The following is an 18,683-nucleotide window of genomic DNA, read 5'->3' on the forward strand; positions in this document are numbered from 1 at the left end:
GTCCCTGCATGTGCAGGGACCGGCCGCCTTCGGTGACCTGTGTAGGGCCTACGCGGCCTAGAGGTCGACTTCCTGCATCAGCATGCCGACCTCGGTGTTCGACATCCGGCGCAGCCAGCCCGACTTCTGGTCGCCCAGCGCGATCGGCCCGAAGGACGTGCGCACCAGCTTGTCGACCGGGAAGCCCGCCTCGGCGAGCATGCGGCGCACGATGTGCTTGCGGCCCTCGTGCAGCGTCACCTCGACCAGGTAGTTCTTGCCGGTCTGCTCGACGACGCGGAAGTGGTCCGCGCGGGCGTACCCGTCCTCGAGCTGGATGCCGTCCTTGAGCTGCTTGCCCAGGTCGCGCGGGATCGGGCCGACGATGTGCGCGAGGTAGACCTTCTTCACGCCGTACTTCGGGTGCGTGAGGCGGTGGGCCAGCTCACCGTGGTTGGTGAGCAGGATGACGCCCTCGGTCTCCGTGTCCAGGCGCCCCACGTGGAAGAGACGCGTCTCGCGGTTGGTCACGTAGTCGCCCAGGCACTGGCGGCCCTCGGTGTCCTCCATCGTGGAGACGACACCGGCGGGCTTGTTCAGGGCGAAGAACTGGTACGACTGGGTGGCGACCGTCAGGCCGTCGACCTTGATCTCGTCCCGCTCCGGCTGGACCCGCATGCCCTGCTCGACCACGATCTCGCCGTTGACCTCGACGCGGGACTGCTCGACCAGCTCCTCGCAGGCACGGCGCGAGCCGTAGCCCGCGCGGGCGAGGACCTTCTGCAGCCGCTCGCCCTCCTGCTCGGCGCCCGGGAAGGTCTTGGGCGGGCTGACCTTCGGCTTGCCCGCGTAACGCTCGCGGTTGCGCTCTTCCTGCCGCGCGTCGTACTCACGGGACGTCGCCGGAGCTCCCGCGCCGCGCCGCGTGCCACGGTCCGAGCCCTGAGGGGCCCTGGGGCCGCCCTTGGCACCGCCGCGCGCCGCCGCGCCACGGCCCTTCTTGGAGGCGTCGCCGCCTACGTCGTAGCGGCGCTCCTCGGGACGGGGCTTGCTCTCACGCTTCGGCGCCTGGTCGTCGCGCGCGCCACCGGCGCCGCGTCCCTGCCGGTCGGGGCTGTTGCCGGAACCCCGGTAGTCACGGCCGCCACCGCCACCGCTGCCGCCGCGACCCGCGCCGCCACCGCTGCCGCCACGGCCACCGCCGCCGCCGCTGCTGCCGCCACGACCGCCGCCGCTCGGGCGCCCACCGCTGCTGCCACGGCTGCCGCTGTTGCCACCACGGCTCCCGCCGTTGTTTCCGCTGCTGTTCCTGCCGTTGCTGCTTCGCATCAAATTTCCGTTAGTCGACTGTGCCCTCGGTGTACTCATAACCCGGCACATCGGGTGCGTCCGGGTCGAACGACGGAACGCCTTCCAGCGTCTCGGCCTCGATCGCCTCCGCCTCGGGGAGGAAAGGCGCGAGCTCCGGGAGCTCGTCCAGGCCACGCAGGCCCATCCGCTCCAGAAAGTAGTTCGTCGTCCTGTACAGGATCGCACCTGTTTCGGGTTCCGCGCCCGCCTCCTCCACCAGACCCCTCTGGAGAAGCGTCCGCATCACGCCGTCGCAGTTCACTCCGCGCACCGCGGAGACCCTCGACCGGCTGACCGGCTGGCGGTACGAGACGACGGCGAGGGTCTCCAGGGCCGCCTGGGTGAGCCGCGCCTGCTGCCCGTCGAGGACGAAGCGCTCGACGGCCGCGGAGTACTCGGGCCGCGTGTAGAACCGCCAGCCGCCCGCCACGAGCCGCAGCTCGAAGCCCCTGCGCTGCACGGTGTACTCGTCGGCGAGCTCCCGCACGGCGTCGGCGATCTGCCGCCGGGGCCGGTCGAGGATCTTGGCGAGGTGCTCCTCGGTCGCCGGTTCGTCGACGACCATGAGGACGGCCTCCAGGGCGGGCCGCAGCTCCAGATCGGCGACGGCGCCCGCCAGGTCTCCCGCGGGACTCTCCACGCTCATGTGACCGTCTCCTCAACTGTCGTCTCGGGGGCGCGGTCGAACTCGTCGGTCACCGTCGGCTCCCCGTCGCCGTCCCCGCCGGTCCACCGCACCATCAGCTCGCCCAGCGCGCTCTCCTGGTCCAGCTCCACGGCCTTCTCGCGGTACAGCTCCAGGAGGGCCAGGAAGCGGGCGACGACGGTGAGGGTGTCCCCCGCGTCCTCGACCAGCACCTGGAAGCTGACCTCGCCCCGCTCCCGGAGCCTGGCCACCACAATACCGGCCTGCTCCTGCACGGAGACCAGCGGGGCATGGATGTGGTCGACGTACACCTGGGGCTTCGCGCGGGGCTGCATCGCCTTCACGGCGAGCGCGGCGAACCCCGCGGCGCCGATGCTGATGACGACCTCGGGCAGCAGCTCGGCGTGGTGGGCCTCCAGGCCCACGGTCCGCGGATAGCGCCGGGCCTCGTCGTCGAGGCGCCCGCTGAAGATGTCGGCGATCTGTTTGTACGCGCGGTACTGGAGCAGCCGCGCGAAGAGCAGGTCCCGCGCTTCGAGCAGCGCGAGATCCGCCTCGTCCTCGACCTCGGCGGAGGGCAGCAGCCGGGCCGCCTTGAGGTCGAGCAGGGTCGCGGCGACCACGAGGAACTCGGTGGTCTGGTCCAGGTCCCAGTCGGGCCCCATGGCCCGGATGTGCGCCATGAACTCGTCGGTCACCGTGGAGAGCGCGACTTCGGTGACGTCCATCTTGTGCTTCGAGATGAGCTGGAGCAGCAGATCGAAGGGGCCCTCGAAGTTGGCGAGGCGGACCTTGAACCTGCCGTCGTCCGGCTCGGGCGCCGACTCCGGCTCAGGTGCCGACTCCGGCTCCGGCTCCGGCGCCGTCTCAGGCTCCACCGGAGCCGCCCCCGGACCCCGCCCCAGGGCGCGGCGAGGGGCGGGCGGTGCGGAATCGTCAGTCGTGGCCATCAGGCGGGAACGCTACCGCTACCGCCCGCGCAACCGTCGTACGAGGATGCTCGCGTCCCCGCGTGACTCGAGATCCGCGAGGACCACGGCGACCGCCTCGCGGACGATCCGCCCGCGGTCGACCGCGAGCCCGTGCTCGCCCCGCAGGACGAGCCGGGCGTGCTCGAGGTCCATCAGCTCCTCGGCGGACACGTACACGGTGATCTTCTCGTCGTGCCGCTCCCGGCCGCTGGGCCGCCGGTTGGCGGCCCGTGCGCGGCGCCGCGCCTGTGCCGTGGAGGACGAGTTCGCGGACCGGCCGCCGCCCTCCTGGCCCTGCGCGGGACGGCGCCCGTCCGTCTCGGCCTCGGCGGTCGCCGAACGGCTGCGGGATTCGCCCGACTCCGCGTCGGCGGCGCCGTGCTCGGCGGTGTCACCGCCGTCACCGGCGGCGGCACCTCCGTGTGCGTCACCGGCAGCCGTCTCGTCGCTCTCGCCCGCCGGCGCGGGCACCCGTGCCTCGCCGTTCGCCTGGCGTCGCGGGGACGACGACTGCAGCGCCATCCCCCCGGTCGTGCGGAACAGTTCGTCGGCCCCCGGCAGACTCACTCGGCGTGACACCGGGCGAGCACCTCCCTGGCGAGCTGGCGATAAGCGGCCGCGCCGACCGAGTTCGATGCGTACGTCGTGATCGGCTCACCGGCGACCGTGGTCTCCGGGAAGCGGACCGTGCGTCCGATCACTGTGTGGTACACGTGATCGTCGAAGGCCTCGACCACCCGCGCGAGCACCTCACGGCTGTGCACCGTGCGGGAGTCGTACATGGTGGCGAGGATCCCGTCGAGCTCCAGGTCGGGGTTGAGCCGCTCCTGGACCTTCTCGATGGTCTCCGTCAGCAGGGCCACACCGCGCAGCGCGAAGAACTCGCACTCGAGCGGCACGATCACCTTGTGGGCCGCCGTAAGGGCGTTCACGGTGAGCAGGCCGAGCGAGGGCTGACAGTCGATCACGATGTAGTCGTAGTCCTGCATCAGCGGCTTCAACGCCCGCTGCAGCGTGGACTCGCGCGCCACCTCGCTGACCAACTGCACTTCGGCAGCCGACAGGTCGATGTTGCTGGGCAGCAGGTCCATGTTCGGGACCGCCGTCTTCAGCAGCACCTCGTCCGCCGACATGCCCCGCTCCATGAGCAGGTTGTAGACCGTCAGGTCCAGCTCCATCGGGTTCACCCCGAGGCCCACCGAGAGCGCGCCCTGCGGGTCGAAGTCGACGAGCAGGACCCGGCGTCCGTACTCCGCGAGCGCGGCACCCAGGTTGATGGTCGACGTCGTCTTGCCCACGCCGCCCTTCTGGTTGCACATCGCGATGATCTTCGCGGGCCCGTGATCGGTCAGTGGGCCCGGAATCGGGAAGTACGGCAGCGGGCGTCCCGTGGGACCGATGCGCTCACGGCGCTGACGGGCCGCGTCCGGGGCCAGCGTGGCCGCGTACTCGGGATCGGGCTCGTACTCGGCGTCAGGGTCGTAGAAGTGCCCCTGGGGCAGTTCCTCGTAGTCGGCGAGTTGGGTGTGGGTGGTGTTCTCGCCACTCCGGTCGCCGGCCATGGCGTTCACGTGATGGCCATCCATGCTCTGGGGTGCAGACGATGTCGACCGGGTCGCCCCGGTCGGCTGTGCCTGCTGGGGGTTCTGGCGGGCTGCGAAGGTGCGGACAGCGACGGAGCCGACAGCCTCGAGCCCCACGGGTCCTTGGCCCCGCTCAGAGGTTCCTGGTTGACCACCCCCGGGAGCAAATGTCGACTCATTCACAAGTCGTCTTACCTCCTTGGTGACCAGGAAATTTCTCGATAGGTCAGCGTGGCACCATGCCGACGGTTGGCGACTCTATGGCGTGTCACCGGTCCGCAGCAACACAATCCGCCGGACCCGGCCCGATGTGTCGGCAATCGAACGCCCCCATGTCAAGGGTGCGCGAGGTGCCGTCGGCATAATTCCGGGGTGCGCGAATCGGTTAAAGGGTTACGTTCAGCGCGAGTTGACCATGTCCACGGACATACGCATACGGCCGGACCCCTCTCAAGGTCCGGCCGTGGGCGTGAGATTGACGACTTTCGTTGACGAAAGCGGTCAGGTTCAGCCGAGGAGCGTCTCCAGCTCGACGTGCTCGAGGCCGTGCGACTCCGCGACCTCCTTGTAAACCACCTTGCCGTCATGCGTGTTGAGGCCCAGGGCAAGGGCCCTGTCGCGGCGCAGCGCCTCGACCCAGCCGCGGTTCGCCAGCTCGACGATGTACGGCATCGTCGCGTTGGTCAGCGCGTAGGTCGACGTGTTGGGCACCGCGCCGGGCATGTTGGCGACGCAGTAGAACACCGAGTTGTGGACCGGGAAGGTCGGCTCGGCGTGGGTCGTCGGGTGCGAGTCCTCGAAGCAGCCGCCCTGGTCGATCGCGATGTCGACAAGGACACTTCCGGGCTTCATCCGCGACACGAGCTCGTTGGTGACCAGCTTCGGTGCCTTGGCGCCCGGGATGAGGACGGCGCCGATGACGAGGTCGGCCTCGAGGCAGGCCTTCTCCAGCTCGAAGGCGTTGGAGACGACGGTCTGGATCTTCGTGCCGAAGATCTTGTCCGCCTCCTTGAGCTTGTTGATGTCCCGGTCGAGCAGGGTCACGTGGAAGCCCATGCCGATGGCGATCTGCATGGCGTTCCAGCCGGAGACGCCGCCGCCGATGACGACGGCCTTGCCGGCCGCGACGCCCGGAACTCCGCCGGGCAGCACACCGCGGCCGCCCTGGGCGGCCATCAGGTGGTAGGCGCCGACCTGCGGGGCCAGGCGGCCCGCGACCTCGGACATCGGGGCGAGCAGCGGGAGCGCGCGGTTGGCGGTCTCGACCGTCTCGTAGGCGATGGCGGTGGTGCCGGACTCCAGGAGCGCGTCCGTGCACTCCTTGGAAGCGGCCAGGTGCAGGTAGGTGAAGAGGGTCTGGTCCTTGCGGAGGCGGTGGTACTCCTCCGCGACCGGCTCCTTGACCTTCAGGAGGAGGTCGGCGGTGGCCCAGACCTCGTCGGCGGTGTCCAGGATCCGGGCGCCCGCGGAGACGTACTCCGCGTCCGTGATCGAGGAGCCGACACCGGCGTTCCGCTCGATGACGACCTGGTGGCCGTGGCGCACCAGCTCGTGCACGCCGGCGGGGGTGATGGCCACCCGGAACTCGTTGTTCTTGACCTCGCGGGGGATGCCGACCTTCACGTCGATCACGGTCCTCTTGGCTCAGGGGTTTTTCGGGCAATGCACTACATACCGATACACAAGAGGGCGCATCGGAGACACCACGGAAGTACGCGGCGGAGCCAGTCTAATGAAGGACTTCTCGCTGTCTAGCCTTTCAATGCATCAATCTTCTGCGGAAGTGCTGCGGATTTCGTAGGCGGAAGCCGCTGCTCCATCTTTCGATGCAAGCCCTGTGACCTCGTCGAGCTCACTTCCCAGCATGCGCTCGGCCGCACTGCGGTGCAGCCGGGCGGCCGCCGGGTCGCCGAGCCGGTCCAGGGTGTCGGCCAGCCTGAGCTGCAGCGCCGCCTGGAGACGTACGTCACCGGCCTGCCGCGCCCACTCGACGGCCTCCTGGCAGGTGCGCAGCGACTCCTCGGGCCGGCCCGCGTACTCCTGCACCCGGGCCAGCTCGCTCAACGCCCTTGCCTGGCCCGCCACATCGCCGGCCTTGCGGTGGCCGGTGACGGCCGAGCTCCAGTTGCGAAGGGCCTCTCCGTAGCGGCCCGCGTAGGTGTGCGCCGTGGCGATCCGGCCGTAGAGGCGGGCGGCGTCGGTGCGCTCGTCGCGTGCGAGCCGGTGGGCGAGGGCGCGCCCGAACCAGTCCGAGGCCCTGGGCCAGTCCCCCAGCTCCTGGTAGGCACCACCTACGGATTCCATCGCCCGGCCGGTCGCGTACGGATCATTTGCCTGCCGTCCCGCGTCCAGAGCCAGGCGATATCGCACCAGCGCCTCCTGCGTCCGCCCCGTCCGCGCGTCCAGATCCGCGAGATTCAGCAGGGCCGCCGCCTTCTCGCGGGGCAGATTCCGCCGCTCGGCGACATCGAGGACGAGGCGGTGGATGCCGTACAGCTCGGCAGCCGCTTCCTCCGTGTCCCGGTGGGCGACCAGGGCCCGCGTCAAGGCCGCCATCAGACGGCGCGCGAGGGTGTCGAGCTCCCCGTCGGCGACCGCGAGGCGGGCGGCGGCGAGCAGGGCGGGCTGGCGGATGCGCAGCCACTGGGAGGCGGCGGCGGGGCTCGGGAAGCGCAGGGCGCGCGGCATCCCGGCGAGCTTCTTGCGGGCCGCCGAGCCGTCCGGCTCGGTGATCGCCCGGCAGGACTGGAGGAGGCGCACGGTCCGCTCCAGCATCCTGGCCCTGGCCAGCTGGACCTCGGCGGGCCGGTCCTGGCGCTCGCTGCACGCGCGAAGCAGCGGCACCAGGCAGCCGGGCAGGTCGTACTGCGGCAGCGGCGACTCCACGGCCCTGACCAGGCCGAGCTTCACGAAGTCGTCCAGGGTCGTGCGGGCGGCGGAGACCGAGCAGCCCGCGAGCGCGGACGCGGTGTGCGGGTCGACGTGACCTGCGGGGGCCAGGGAGAGGAGGCGCAGTATCCGCGCGGCCGTCCCGGGCAGCGAGGCGTACGAATGCTGGAAGACGCGCGCGAGCGCCGACGCCTCCTCGGGGCGGTCGTGCACCTGCTTGGCCAGGTCGGCGACGGCCGCCTTGGGCCGCACGGAGAGCCAGCCTCCGGCCAGGACGAGCGCGGCGGGGTGCGCGGCGCACGCCTCGACCAGGCTCTCCGCGGAGCGCGGGTCCACGGTGATGCGCACCGGGCCCGCCGCGCGGGAGAGCAGTTCGACCGCGGCCGCGGAGTCCAGGCCCCCCAGCGTGCACGGCCGTACGTCCGGGATCCCGGTGAGCGGGCCCTCCGACACGGCCACCGCGAGGCATTCGGGCGCGTCCGGGAGCAGCGGGTCGACCTGCTCGGCGTCCGCCGCGCCGTCCAGGAGCAGCAGGGCCCTGCGGCCCGAGAGCGCATCCCGCAGCACTTCGGCGAGCTCGTCCTCGTCGGCTCCCGGGGGCGCGCCGACGCCGAGGGCGTCCAGGAGCTCGCGGGCGGCGCGTTCCGTGGGGACGCGGGTGCCGTCGGGTTCGGTGAGGTGGGCGCGGAGCACCCCGTCGGGGTAGTCGTCGGCGAGCTGGCGCGCGAGTTCCTCGGCGAGCGCGGTGCGGCCCGAGCCGGGGCGGCCCGCGATGAGGAGCACGCGGGCGCGTGGCGCTTTGCGGCCCGAGATGGTGTCGAGCCCCGCGCGGTCGATGTCGGCGCGGAGCTCTTTCAACTCCCGGCGTCTGCCGACGAATTGACCGCCGCCGGAAGTCTGGGCCGGAGCGGGCCGCGGCACCGCGCCGCCCGCTGCCGATCCGTCCGTGTCGAGGGCCTGATCCGTCACGGGCCATGCTCCGTCCGCCTGCGCGCGAACCCGCCGGGACTCCGGTCGGGACGCTTCCAGAGCCTAGTTCAGGCCCAGGCGCCTCCCCCGACGCGCAGCGCGCACAAGTCCCCCGATCGGATCAGTAGATCGTCGTATCAGCGAACCCCGATGACACCAATGGCCCCCTCAGGCCTCGAAGGGGCGCGCGGGCCAGGGCGCGTCGGCCGGGCGCAGCGCGTCGGCTCCGTCGCCGCTCAGCGCGGCGGTCAGCGAAAGGGCGCCCACGACCAGGCAGTTGTTGTGCAGCTCACCGGCGAGCACACCGCGTACGAGCTCTTCGAGCGGCACGCGCGCCAGCTCCATGTCGGCCTCCTCCTCGGAGACTTCGAAGCGCTCGCCGTCGGCCTCGGAGAGATCGCGGGCGAGGAAGATGCGCACGGCCTCGTCGCAGCCGCCGGGCGTGGTGTAGACGTCGGTCAGGACGCGCCAGTCCTCGGCCTTGACGTGCGCCTCCTCGTAGAGCTCGCGCTGGGCGGCGTGCAGGGGGTTCTCGCCGGGGATGTCGAGAAGACCGGCCGGGATCTCCCAGAGCTTGTGGCGTACGGGGTGGCGGTACTGGCGCAGGACCAGGACGCGCCCGGCGTCGTCCAGGGCGAGCACGGCGACCGAGCCGGGGTGCACCTGGTAGTCGCGGTGGACGACGGTGCCGTCGGGCATGACCACGTCGTCGGTGCGCACGGAGGTCTTGTTGCCCACGAAGGGGGTCTGCGTGGCCGTGACCTGCCACTCCTCGGCGGTGTCCTTGATCGTCATGTCGCCCTGTCCTCCCACACGTGCAAACAGAAACCGGGGCACGCGCCTCATCAGGCTCGTACCCCGGCAACCGTATCGCTCTTGTGTTACTTGCCCGTCTGGCGCTCCACCGCGGCCTTCACCAGGCCCGCGAAGAGCGGGTGCGGGCGGGTCGGGCGCGAGCGCAGCTCGGGGTGCGCCTGGGTGGCCACCAGGTAGGGGTGGACCTCGCGCGGGTACTCGACGTACTCGACGAGCTTGCCGTCCGGGGACGTGCCGGAGAAGAGGATGCCGGCCTTCTTCTCGAGCTCGGCGCGGTAGGAGTTGTTCACCTCGTAGCGGTGACGGTGGCGCTCCTCGACGTACTCCTTGCCGTCGTACACCTCACGGGCGATGGAGCCCTCGGCGAGCTTCGCCGGGTACATGCCCAGGCGCATCGTTCCGCCCATGTCGCCCTCGCCCGCGACGATGTCCAGCTGCTCCGCCATGGTCGAGATGACCGGGTGGGCGGTAGCGGCGTCGAACTCCGTGGAGTTGGCGTCGGGGATGTCCGCGAGGTTGCGGGCGGCATCGATCACGATGCACTGCAGGCCCAGGCAGATGCCGAGCAGCGGCACCTTGTTCTCGCGGGCGTACTGGATGGCGCTGACCTTGCCGTTGACGCCGCGCTCGCCGAAGCCGCCGGGGATCAGGATCGCGTCGACGTCGCCGAGCTGCTTGGCGGCGCCCGTCGGGGTCTTGCAGTCGTCGGAGGTGACCCACTTCACCTTGACGCGGGCGCGGTTGGCGAAGCCGCCGGCGCGCAGGGCCTCGGTCACCGAGAGGTAGGCGTCGGGCAGGTCGATGTACTTGCCGACCAGCGCGATGGTGACCTCGTGGTCCGGGTTGTGCACCCGGTCCAGGAGGTCCTCCCACTGGGTCCAGTTCACGTCGCGGAAGGGGAGGTCCAGCTTGCGGACCACGTAGGCGTCGAGGCCCTCGGTGTGCAGGACCTTCGGGATGTCGTAGATCGACGGCGCGTCCTTGCAGGCCACGACCGCGTCCTCGTCGACGTCGCACATCAGCGAGATCTTGCGCTTGATGGCGGTCGGCACGTCGCGGTCGGCGCGCAGCACGATGGCGTCCGGCTGGATACCGATGTTGCGCAGGGCGGCGACCGAGTGCTGGGTCGGCTTGGTCTTCAGCTCACCGGACGGGCCGATGTAGGGAAGCAGCGAGATGTGCACGACGAAGACGTTGTCGCGGCCGACCTCGTGGCGGACCTGGCGGACGGTCTCCAGGAACGGCAGGGACTCGATGTCGCCGACCGTGCCGCCGACCTCCGTGATGACCACGTCGACGTCGTCGGTGGCCATGCGGCGGATGCGGTGCTTGATCTCGTTCGTGATGTGCGGGATGACCTGGACGGTGTCGCCGAGGTACTCGCCGCGCCGCTCCTTGGCGATGACCTGCGAGTAGACCTGGCCGGTGGTGACGTTGGCCGTGCCGTCGAGGTCGACGTCCAGGAAGCGCTCGTAGTGCCCGATGTCCAGGTCGGTCTCGGCGCCGTCGTTCGTGACGAACACCTCTCCGTGCTGGAAGGGGTTCATCGTGCCGGGGTCGACGTTCAGGTACGGGTCGAGCTTCTGCATGGTGACCCGGAGGCCCCTGGCCTTGAGCAGCGCGCCGAGGCTGGAAGCCGTCAGTCCCTTGCCGAGGGAGGAGGCGACACCCCCGGTGACGAAGAGGTGCTTGGTCGTCGTGGATTTGGGCTGCATGGCCAAGAGGGGCTCCCGTGGTCGCGGTCTGGAGGGTGCGTACCGGCGTCCGTCCAAAGGGTCTGGAGGAGGTGCCGTCGCTGCGGTTCGGGGGTTCTAGGACCACCGGCTCACGGGCTACCAGGGTATCAGCGACGAAGGGAGGCTGCTTCCGGCCACGCTCGGCCTCTGCCGTCACACCTTCCTCACCTGGTGCTCACCCGTTCGGCGCAGGCTCGTTGCCGGGAGCGGCGCGCAGATCGCCGAGGTGCGTCGTATCCTGCTCGGACACTCGCTGCCGAGCCAGACCGATCAACGGCAATCACCCCCTACCGTTCCCGGAACAAGAGGCTCGCGCAGTTCGTTTTACAGCGAACCCTTGACCGTAGAGCGAGCGCCCCGAGAGGGCGACGTGGCCGTTTGACTGGAGATGCACGTGGCCGGGCGCATCGAGGATTACGCACTCATCGGAGACATGCAGACCGCTGCCCTGGTCTGCCGGGACGGCACAGTCGACTGGCTGTGCCTGCCCCGCTTCGACTCTCACGCCATCTTCGCCGGATTGCTCGGCACGGAGGAGCACGGATTCTGGCGTCTCGGGCCCGCTCACAGCCCCGACGCGCCACCGCCGACCGCCGCGCGGCGTACGTACCGCGGCGACTCGCTGATCCTGGAATCCGAGTGGGACACCCCACGCGGCACGGTTCGCGTGACCGATTTCATGCCGCCGCGCGACACGGACGCCCCGCAGCTCGTGCGGATCGTCGAGGGTGTCAGCGGCCGGGTGCCGATGCGCTCCGCCCTGCGGATGCGTTTCAGCTACGGCCGCGTGGTGCCCTGGGTGCACAAGGTCGACGGGCGCACGGTGGCCGTCGCGGGGCCCGACTCGGTGTGGCTCGACACGTCCGCCGAGACCTTCGGCAAGGACCTCACGACGTACTCGGACTTCACGGTCGCACCTGGTGACCGGATCGCGTTCACCATCTCGTGGCAGCCCTCGCACAAGGAGCCGCCCGCGCCCGCCGAGCCCGAGAACGCCCTCGTGGCGACGCAGGACTTCTGGCGCGAGTGGGTCGAGCACTGTACGTACCACGGGCCCTACCGCGAGGCCGTGGTCCGCTCGCTGATCACGCTGAAGGCCCTGACGTACGCGCCGACGGGCGGCATCGTCGCGGCGCCGACGACCTCACTGCCGGAGGACATCGGCGGCTCCCGCAACTGGGACTACCGCTACACGTGGCTGCGCGACGCCGCGATCACGCTCTCCTCGCTCCTTCGCACGGGATACCGCGAGGAGGCCCGTGCCTGGCGCGAGTGGCTCCTGCGGGCGGTGGCGGGCGACCCCGAGAACCTCCAGATCATGTACGGCATCGCGGGCGAGCGTGAGCTCGGCGAGGCGGAGCTGGACTGGCTGCCGGGTTACGAGGGATCGACCCCGGTCCGGGCCGGCAACGGCGCGGCGCACCAGCTCCAGCTCGACGTGTACGGCGAGGTCACCGAGGCCCTGCACCTGGCGCACATGACGGGCCTTGCCCGCAGTGACTACGCCTCGCTCCTCCAGCTCAAGCTGATCCGGTACCTGGAGACGAACTGGGACCAGCCGGACGAGGGCATCTGGGAGGTGCGCGGCCCGCGCCGCCACTTCGTGCACTCCAAGGTGATGTGCTGGGTCGCCGTCGACCGCACGATCAAGCTCATCGAGTCCGGCGACGCGGACGGCCCCCTGGAGAAGTGGCGCGAGCTGCGCGACGACATCCACCGGGACGTCTGCGAGAAGGGCTACGACAAGGAGCGGAACACGTTCACGCAGTCGTACGGCTCCAAGGAGCTGGACGCCTCGCTGCTGCTCATCCCGCAGATGGGTTTCCTGCCGCCCGACGACAAGCGCGTCATCGGCACGATCGAGGCGATCCAGCGGGAGCTCTCGACGCCGGACGGCTTCATCCTGCGCTACCCCACCACGGGCGACGACGCGGGCGTGGACGGGCTCGAAGGTGACGAAGGCGCCTTCCTGGCCTGTTCGTTCTGGATGGCGGACGACCTGGCGATGATCGGCCGCGTCGACGAGGCCCGCAGGCTCTTCGAGAAGCTGCTCGCGCTCCGCAACGACCTGGGGCTGCTCGCCGAGGAGTGGGATCCCCGGCTGCAGCGCCAGGTCGGCAACTTCCCGCAGGCGTTCAGCCACGTGCCGCTGATCGACACGGCACTGCGGCTGACGGCCAGCGGGGCGTACGGCGGTTAGCCAGGCCCTTCAGGTCCGGACGGCGACGGGTTCCCCGTCGCCGTCCGTGCGTTCGGCCGCGTCCTCCAGGACGATGCGGCCGATGATCTCGTAGCGGGCGGGGCGGCGCGCCTTCAGATACAGGCCGAGGCCAAGGCCCCCGAAGAAGACGAGGCCGACGATCCAGGGGATGGCCTTGAAGAACAGGGAGTCGGCGGCCGTGCCCGCCGCCGTGTCCATGTTGATCACGAGCAGCACGACGACGGCGATCATGCCGATGCCGCCGAGCAGCGGGGCGACCAGGGTCGTGAACCAGTGCCGGTCCTCCGGGTGGTTCCTGCGGAAGTAGCCGATGACGGCGAACGAGCAGAGGGTCTGCACGATGAGGATCGCCATCGTGCCGAGGATCGCGAGCAGTGTGTACAGGTGGATGTACGGGTCCTGCCCGGTGAGCCAGAAGGTGGCGACCAGTGCGACGGCGATCGCGGACTGGACGTAGGAGGCGATGTACGGGGAGCCGTGCGCGGGGTGGGTGCGACCCAGGCCCCGGTGCAGGAATCCCTCGCGTCCGATCGCGTACAGATAGCGCGAGGCGCACTGGTGGAAGGCCATGCCGCAGGCGAACGAGCCGGTGATCAGGAGCCATTGGAAGGTGTCGACCGCCCAGGCGCCGATGAAGGTGTGGGCCGGGTCGAAGAACAGGTCGAGCGGGCCGGCGGACTGCGAGACCTTCACCGAACCGGCCAGGCCGTTGCCCGCGATGGTCATCCAGGACACGTAGATGTAGAACAGGCCGACGCCGACGACCGAGACGAGGGTCGCGCGCGGGATGACCTTCTTGGGGTTGCGGGACTCCTCGCCGTACATGGCGGTGGACTCGAAGCCGACCCAGGACCAGAAGGCGAAGAAGAGGCCGAGCCCCGCCGAGGTGCCGGTGAAGGCGTTCTTCGGGTTGATCGGTTCGACGGGGATGCCGTCGGGTCCTCCGCCGTGGAGCAGTACGGCGGTGGCGACGGCGAAGAGGACCGCGATCTCGGCGATCAGCATCACGCCGAGCGCCTTCGCGGTGAGGTTGATGTCGAAGTACGACAGGACGACGGTGACGGCGAGCATCGCACCCGCGTAGAGGATCCACGGCAGGTCGACGCCGAGCTGGTCGTGCACGGTGGTCTTGGCGAAGTAGGAGAAGACACCGACGATCGAGGCCTCGAAGACGACGTACGCGAGGACGGCGAGCATCCCGGACGCCATGCCCGCGATACGGCCGAGGCCGTGCGAGATGTAGCCGTAGAAGGCGCCTGCGGCGGTGATCCGCTTGGCCATGGCGACGTAGCCGACCGAGAACACGGTCAGGACGAGCGTGGCGAAGAGATAGCCCGCGGGCGCCCCGGTGCCGTTGCCCGCGCCGACGGCTATGGGGAGGTTGCCGGTCATGGCCGTGATGGGCGCGGCGGTGGCGACCGCCATGAAGACGACGCCGACGAGACCGACGGAGTTCGCCTTGAGGCGGTGGACCTCGGGTGTGGTGGGTTGCTCTGGCATGGCGGGCACCCTGCCCTGGAGTGATGTACGCCACAACCCGGCAGGGGGTCACGCAAATGTCGCCCCAAGGCGACGAGTTGTCGGGGTTCGACCGGACCAGATCATTCCCGTGACCGGTCGGAGATGTTCCCGGAACGTATGCGCAGGTACCGTCCGCCCCATGGAAAGTCAGGGCAGTCAGGGCACTCAGGGCGGCATCACCGTGCAGCGGGCCCTGGAACTTCCCGGTCTTCGCGGCGGGCTCCCCGAGGTGGTCGCGGGCGCGGAACGGCTGCAGCGCACGGTCCGGTGGGTGCACGCGGGCGAGGTGCCGAACATCGCCTCGCTCCTCAAGGGCGGCGAACTGCTCCTGACCACGGGCCTTGGCCTGGGCGCGCGCCCCGCCGAGCAGCGCGTCTTCGTCCGCAAGCTCGCCGAGCGCGGTATCGCGGCCCTCGTCGTGGAGCTGGGCCCGCGCTTCACACGGCTGCCCGCGGCGATCGTGGAGACGGCGCGCGCGGCGGGTCTGCCGCTGGTGCAGCTGCACCGCGAGGTGCCCTTCGTGACGGTCACCGAAGAGATCCACACCGAGATCGTCAACGGCCACTACGCCCTGCTCCAGCGGGCCGAGGAGGTCCACCGGCGCTGCACGGAGGCGCTGCTCGGCGGGGGCGGCGTGCCCCAAGTGCTCAACGTCCTGGCGGACTTCAGCGGCAACCCGGTGTTCCTGGAGACGGCGGACGGGCAGCTTCTGTACGCCGCCGGGGCGGGCACCGAGTGTGCCGATCCCCTCCAGGTGTGGGAGGGACTGCGGGGCCGGACCGTCGACCGGGACGGGCCGCCCGCGAGCGCCGTGCTCGTGGACGTGCCGGGCGGCGGCCCCGGCTCGGGCTCGGTGCGGGCCCGGCTGGTGCTGCTCGCCGTGGAGTCCGCGCTGCTTCCGGTGCACCGGATCGCGGCGGAGCGGGCCGCGGGCTCGCTCGCGGTGGTCCTGATGCAGGCCCGGCAGGAGGAGGAGCTCGCCGCGCGCGGCCGGGGGGACTTCCTCACCGATCTCGCGGAGGGGCGGATCAAGGCGGACGACGCGCCCGCCCAGGCGCGGGTACTCGGTTTCAAGCCCGGCGAGAGCCCGCTGCTCCCGGTGGTGATGCGCCTGGCGGACGGACTTCCGCCCGGGGGCGGCTGGGCCGTGCTGGCGCGGGCGGTGGCGGAGGAGCTCGCCGCGGTGGGAGTGCCGGTGCTGCTGGGCGTACGTCCGGTCGAGGGGCGCGTCCCGCTGCTGCTCGGACTGCGCACGGAATCCGAACGCACCGCGGTGGCCGACCGGGTCGCCGCCGCGCTGCGGGCAGGCGTGGAGCGGGCGGGGATGCAGCGGGCCGGGGCGCTGCCGCCGGTCGTGGTGGTCGGCGTCGCGGGCGGCTGGGCCGCGGCTTCGGCGGGGCTCAGACACGCGGCGGAGACGGCGACGGCCGCGCAGGGCCTGTCGGACCGCCCCTGGTACGACGCGCGGCGCCTGGACATCGACCTGCTGCTGTGGCGTCTGCACAACTACGACGACTCGGCCCTCGCGGCGTTCGTGGACCGCGCGATCGGCCCGCTGCGGACCCACGACCTGCGCTCGAAGCCGCCGCTCCTGCCGACCCTGCAGACGTACTTGGCGCACGCGGGGCGCAAGGCGGAGACGGCGCGCGAACTGCACCTGAACCGCCAGACCCTCTACAACCGCCTCGCCAGGATCAGTGAACTCCTCGGCACGGACCTGGACGACCCGCAGACGGTCCTCGCGCTGAGCCTGGCGCTGCGGGCGCGCAGGCATGTGGCGTAGGGGCAGCGGACCTCAGGAACCCCCTCAGGGATGCTTCTAGGGGTACAGGGCCGGAGGCCGCGTCAACTCGTCGTAGACGCTGAGTACTTGCGTGACCGTCTCGTCCTCGGTCGGCCAGGTCGCCGCCTGGGCCGTCCCCTTGTCCTTGAGCCGCTCCCTGAGCTGGGGGTCGGCGAGGAGGCGCGAGACGGCGGAGGCCAGGGCGTGGGCGTCGCCGTACGGGACGAGGGCAGCCGCGTCGCCGACCAGTTCGGGGATGCCGCCGACGGCGGTCGCGACGAGCGGCACGCGCGCGTGCAGGGCCTCCTGGGCGAGCACGGAGCGCGACTCCCACCGGGTGGGCAGCACCACGAGGTCGGCCGCCGCGAGCATCTCGGGCACGTCGTCGCGCCGCCCGACGAGCCGGACCGGCAGGCCTTCGTTCTCGATACGGCGCTGCAGGGCGCCGCGCTCGGGCCCTTCACCGGCGATGACGAGGAGCGGCAGGGGGTCGAGGTGGCGCCACGCGCGCGCCGCGTCGAGCAGGACGTCATAGCCCCGCTGCCGTTCGAGCGTGCCGACCGTGACGATCAACGGCCGCCCGAAGGAACCGAGTTCGGCGAGGGCCTTGTGGCGAAGGCCCTCGGCGTCCTCGGCGGCGACGGCCGCCGCGCGCGGCGCGGGGAGCGTGACGGGGGCAAGGCGGGCGTCCCGCGCGCCTCTGCTGCGGGCGCGGTCGACGAGGTCGGACGAGGTGCCGAGGACCACGGCGGCGGCCTTGGCGACGCGCCGCTCCAGGAGGCGCAGGACGCGGGCGCGCGCCCCTTCCGCGTGCGCCCGGGTGTGCCAGGTGACGACGAGGGGGACGCGGCGGCCGGTGAGCGCGAGGGCGGCGCGGAGCGCGGCATGCAGTCCGTGCGCGTGCACGAGGTCGGCGTCGGCGCAGGCCAGGCGGAGGGCGGCGACGGATCCGGGGTCGCTGCTGCGGGGCACGTGGACATGCCGGGCGCCGGTGCCCGTCAGGTCGTAGGCGTCGGCCGCCTCGGACGGGGCGCACACCGTGACCCGCACGCCCCGCGCCGCGAGGCCCGCGGCGAGCGACCTGACGTGGGCACTGCTGCCCGCACTGCCACCGCCCAGGACTTGCACGGTGTGCAGCGGGGTCTGACCGTGCGGTGCGTGGCTGCTCACGTGGCTCACGTAGCGGGGGCTCCTGGGTGGGCGTCGGGGGGATGCGCCAAGGATGCCAGTCCGTACGGACGTTCCGGCACCGCCGAAGGGTCTCTTCCGCGTCGGGGCGGGCAACTCCCTGACCCGGATCACCCACACGGGTGAGGACAACGGGGTTTCAGCACCGCGGACTACCTGCGGTCCCCCGCATCTTTGCAGCGGGGATATGCCAAGGGGAAGGCTTTCAGAGGCTCGGCGTGGCCCGGCCGGAACGCCGGATACCGCTCCCCGCGGCCGCGCTCACCCGCTGGCCGTACGCGGCGGCCGCCACCAGACCCGCCGCGTGGACCGCGAGCCCCGCCCGGCCGTTGCCCGCCGCGACGGCGGCGCCGAGCGCCGCGCCCAGGGCGTGCGCCCCCGCGTCGCCGATCATGGCGCGCTCCCCGACGTCCTCCGGGAGCACGGCCGCCGCGGCTCCCACGGAGGCGGCGGCGAGGACCCCGGCGGCGCCTTCGCGCAACAGCCCGGGTGCGCCGAGCGCCACCACCGCTCCGGCCGCCCTTCCCGGGCGCACGTCCATGAGGTTGACGAAGTGGGCGGCGCCCGCGATCACGACGCCCGCCAGGAGTTTGTCCACCGGCCGCTCCTTGAGCAAGGCGCCGGCGGCGAGGCCCGCCGCGCTGATCCCGAACAACTTCACGGCCCCGCTGGTCACTTCCCCGTCCCGCAGCGCGCCCAGGTGTGCGCGAAAGCCCCGGCGCGGATCGCCCTCGCCCGCCGTGTCGTCGTACGCCCCGCAGGCCCCCGCGGCGAGGACGGCGAGCGCCCCGGCGGCGCGGGCCCTGGCGGGCAGCGCCACGGCTCCGGCGGCGGCGCCGAGGGCCGCGGCGGGCCCGGCGTACAACTCCACCGCCCGCCCCGCGTAGTTCCTCCGCTGCCAGCGGTCGGGGCCGCCGGGAGCGCGTGAACGCAGCGCGGTGGTGGCCGCGCGGGTGACGGCGGCCGAGGCGAGCAGGGCGGTGAGGCGCCGGGCGGGCTTGCGGTTGACCATGCGGGTCAGGCTACGGGGG

General features: G+C 71.5%; 14 protein-coding genes. 2 read left to right on the forward strand and 12 right to left on the reverse strand.

Annotated elements, in window-relative coordinates; translation table 11 throughout:
- Nucleotides 1-57: 57 nt before the first annotated feature.
- The 9 genes from ACFUPX_RS38135 to ACFUPX_RS38175 all read right to left on the reverse strand — a co-directional run bounded on the left by ACFUPX_RS38135 (nucleotide 58) and on the right by ACFUPX_RS38175 (nucleotide 10,918).
- Nucleotides 58-1,308 (reverse strand): pseudouridine synthase, encoded by a 1,251-nt coding sequence (locus ACFUPX_RS38135; RefSeq protein ID WP_383333212.1) that lies wholly within the window; start codon nucleotides 1,306-1,308, stop codon nucleotides 58-60.
- Nucleotides 1,309-1,318: 10 nt separating this feature from the next.
- Nucleotides 1,319-1,975: an SMC-Scp complex subunit ScpB gene (gene scpB / locus ACFUPX_RS38140; protein WP_383333214.1), complete on the reverse strand. Its 657-nt coding sequence runs from the start codon at nucleotides 1,973-1,975 to the stop codon at nucleotides 1,319-1,321.
- Entirely contained in the window at nucleotides 1,972-2,925 is a 954-nt protein-coding gene (locus ACFUPX_RS38145) for a segregation and condensation protein A (RefSeq protein WP_383333216.1), read from the reverse strand. The genes scpB and ACFUPX_RS38145 overlap by 4 nt, the downstream gene beginning before the upstream one ends.
- An 18-nt stretch (nucleotides 2,926-2,943) precedes the next feature.
- A complete protein-coding gene (locus ACFUPX_RS38150; RefSeq protein WP_383333218.1) occupies nucleotides 2,944-3,525 on the reverse strand; it encodes a hypothetical protein in 582 nt (193 codons plus the stop codon).
- Nucleotides 3,510-4,712 carry a ParA family protein gene (locus tag ACFUPX_RS38155; RefSeq protein WP_383333220.1) on the reverse strand — a complete coding sequence of 401 codons (1,203 nt, stop codon included), beginning with the start codon at nucleotides 4,710-4,712 and terminating at the stop codon, nucleotides 3,510-3,512. The genes ACFUPX_RS38150 and ACFUPX_RS38155 overlap by 16 nt, the downstream gene beginning before the upstream one ends.
- A 324-nt stretch (nucleotides 4,713-5,036) precedes the next feature.
- The gene (gene ald / locus ACFUPX_RS38160; protein ID WP_383333258.1) at nucleotides 5,037-6,152 is read right to left on the reverse strand and encodes an alanine dehydrogenase; all 1,116 of its coding nucleotides are present in this window, start codon (nucleotides 6,150-6,152) and stop codon (nucleotides 5,037-5,039) included.
- A 144-nt stretch (nucleotides 6,153-6,296) separates the two neighbouring features.
- Nucleotides 6,297-8,387, reverse strand: coding sequence for a tetratricopeptide repeat protein (locus tag ACFUPX_RS38165; protein WP_383333222.1), 2,091 nt, complete (start codon nucleotides 8,385-8,387; stop codon nucleotides 6,297-6,299).
- A gap of 168 nt (nucleotides 8,388-8,555) precedes the next feature.
- Nucleotides 8,556-9,182 (reverse strand): NUDIX domain-containing protein, encoded by a 627-nt coding sequence (locus ACFUPX_RS38170; RefSeq protein WP_383333224.1) that lies wholly within the window; start codon nucleotides 9,180-9,182, stop codon nucleotides 8,556-8,558.
- Nucleotides 9,183-9,268: 86 nt separating this feature from the next.
- Nucleotides 9,269-10,918, reverse strand: a complete 1,650-nt coding sequence (locus ACFUPX_RS38175) for a CTP synthase (protein ID WP_383333226.1) — start codon at nucleotides 10,916-10,918, stop codon at nucleotides 9,269-9,271.
- Between the two features lie 409 nt (nucleotides 10,919-11,327).
- On the opposite strand from ACFUPX_RS38175, the gene ACFUPX_RS38180 reads away from it, so the two are divergent.
- On the forward strand, nucleotides 11,328-13,139 hold the full coding sequence (locus ACFUPX_RS38180) for a glycoside hydrolase family 15 protein (RefSeq protein WP_383333228.1): 1,812 nt from the start codon (nucleotides 11,328-11,330) through the stop codon (nucleotides 13,137-13,139).
- Between the two features lie 9 nt (nucleotides 13,140-13,148).
- Here the strand turns inward: ACFUPX_RS38180 and ACFUPX_RS38185 are convergent, their stop codons facing one another.
- Nucleotides 13,149-14,660, reverse strand: a complete 1,512-nt coding sequence (locus ACFUPX_RS38185) for an APC family permease (RefSeq protein ID WP_383333230.1) — start codon at nucleotides 14,658-14,660, stop codon at nucleotides 13,149-13,151.
- 160 nt (nucleotides 14,661-14,820) lie between these two features.
- Here ACFUPX_RS38185 and ACFUPX_RS38190 point away from each other — a divergent pair, with 160 nt between their 5' ends.
- The gene (locus ACFUPX_RS38190; RefSeq protein WP_383333232.1) at nucleotides 14,821-16,464 is read left to right on the forward strand and encodes a PucR family transcriptional regulator; all 1,644 of its coding nucleotides are present in this window, start codon (nucleotides 14,821-14,823) and stop codon (nucleotides 16,462-16,464) included.
- A 36-nt stretch (nucleotides 16,465-16,500) separates the two neighbouring features.
- Here the strand turns inward: ACFUPX_RS38190 and ACFUPX_RS38195 are convergent, their stop codons facing one another.
- Together ACFUPX_RS38195 and ACFUPX_RS38200 are read right to left on the reverse strand one after the other, a co-directional pair.
- Nucleotides 16,501-17,643 carry a glycosyltransferase family 4 protein gene (locus ACFUPX_RS38195; RefSeq protein WP_383333234.1) on the reverse strand — a complete coding sequence of 381 codons (1,143 nt, stop codon included), beginning with the start codon at nucleotides 17,641-17,643 and terminating at the stop codon, nucleotides 16,501-16,503.
- 214 nt (nucleotides 17,644-17,857) lie between these two features.
- Nucleotides 17,858-18,664: a hypothetical protein gene (locus ACFUPX_RS38200; RefSeq protein ID WP_383333235.1), complete on the reverse strand. Its 807-nt coding sequence runs from the start codon at nucleotides 18,662-18,664 to the stop codon at nucleotides 17,858-17,860.
- Nucleotides 18,665-18,683: the final 19 nt, after the last annotated feature.

Origin of the sequence: Streptomyces sp. NPDC057302, assembly GCF_042667685.1 — a bacterium.
In the GTDB taxonomy this organism is placed as follows: Bacteria; Actinomycetota; Actinomycetes; order Streptomycetales; family Streptomycetaceae; genus Streptomyces.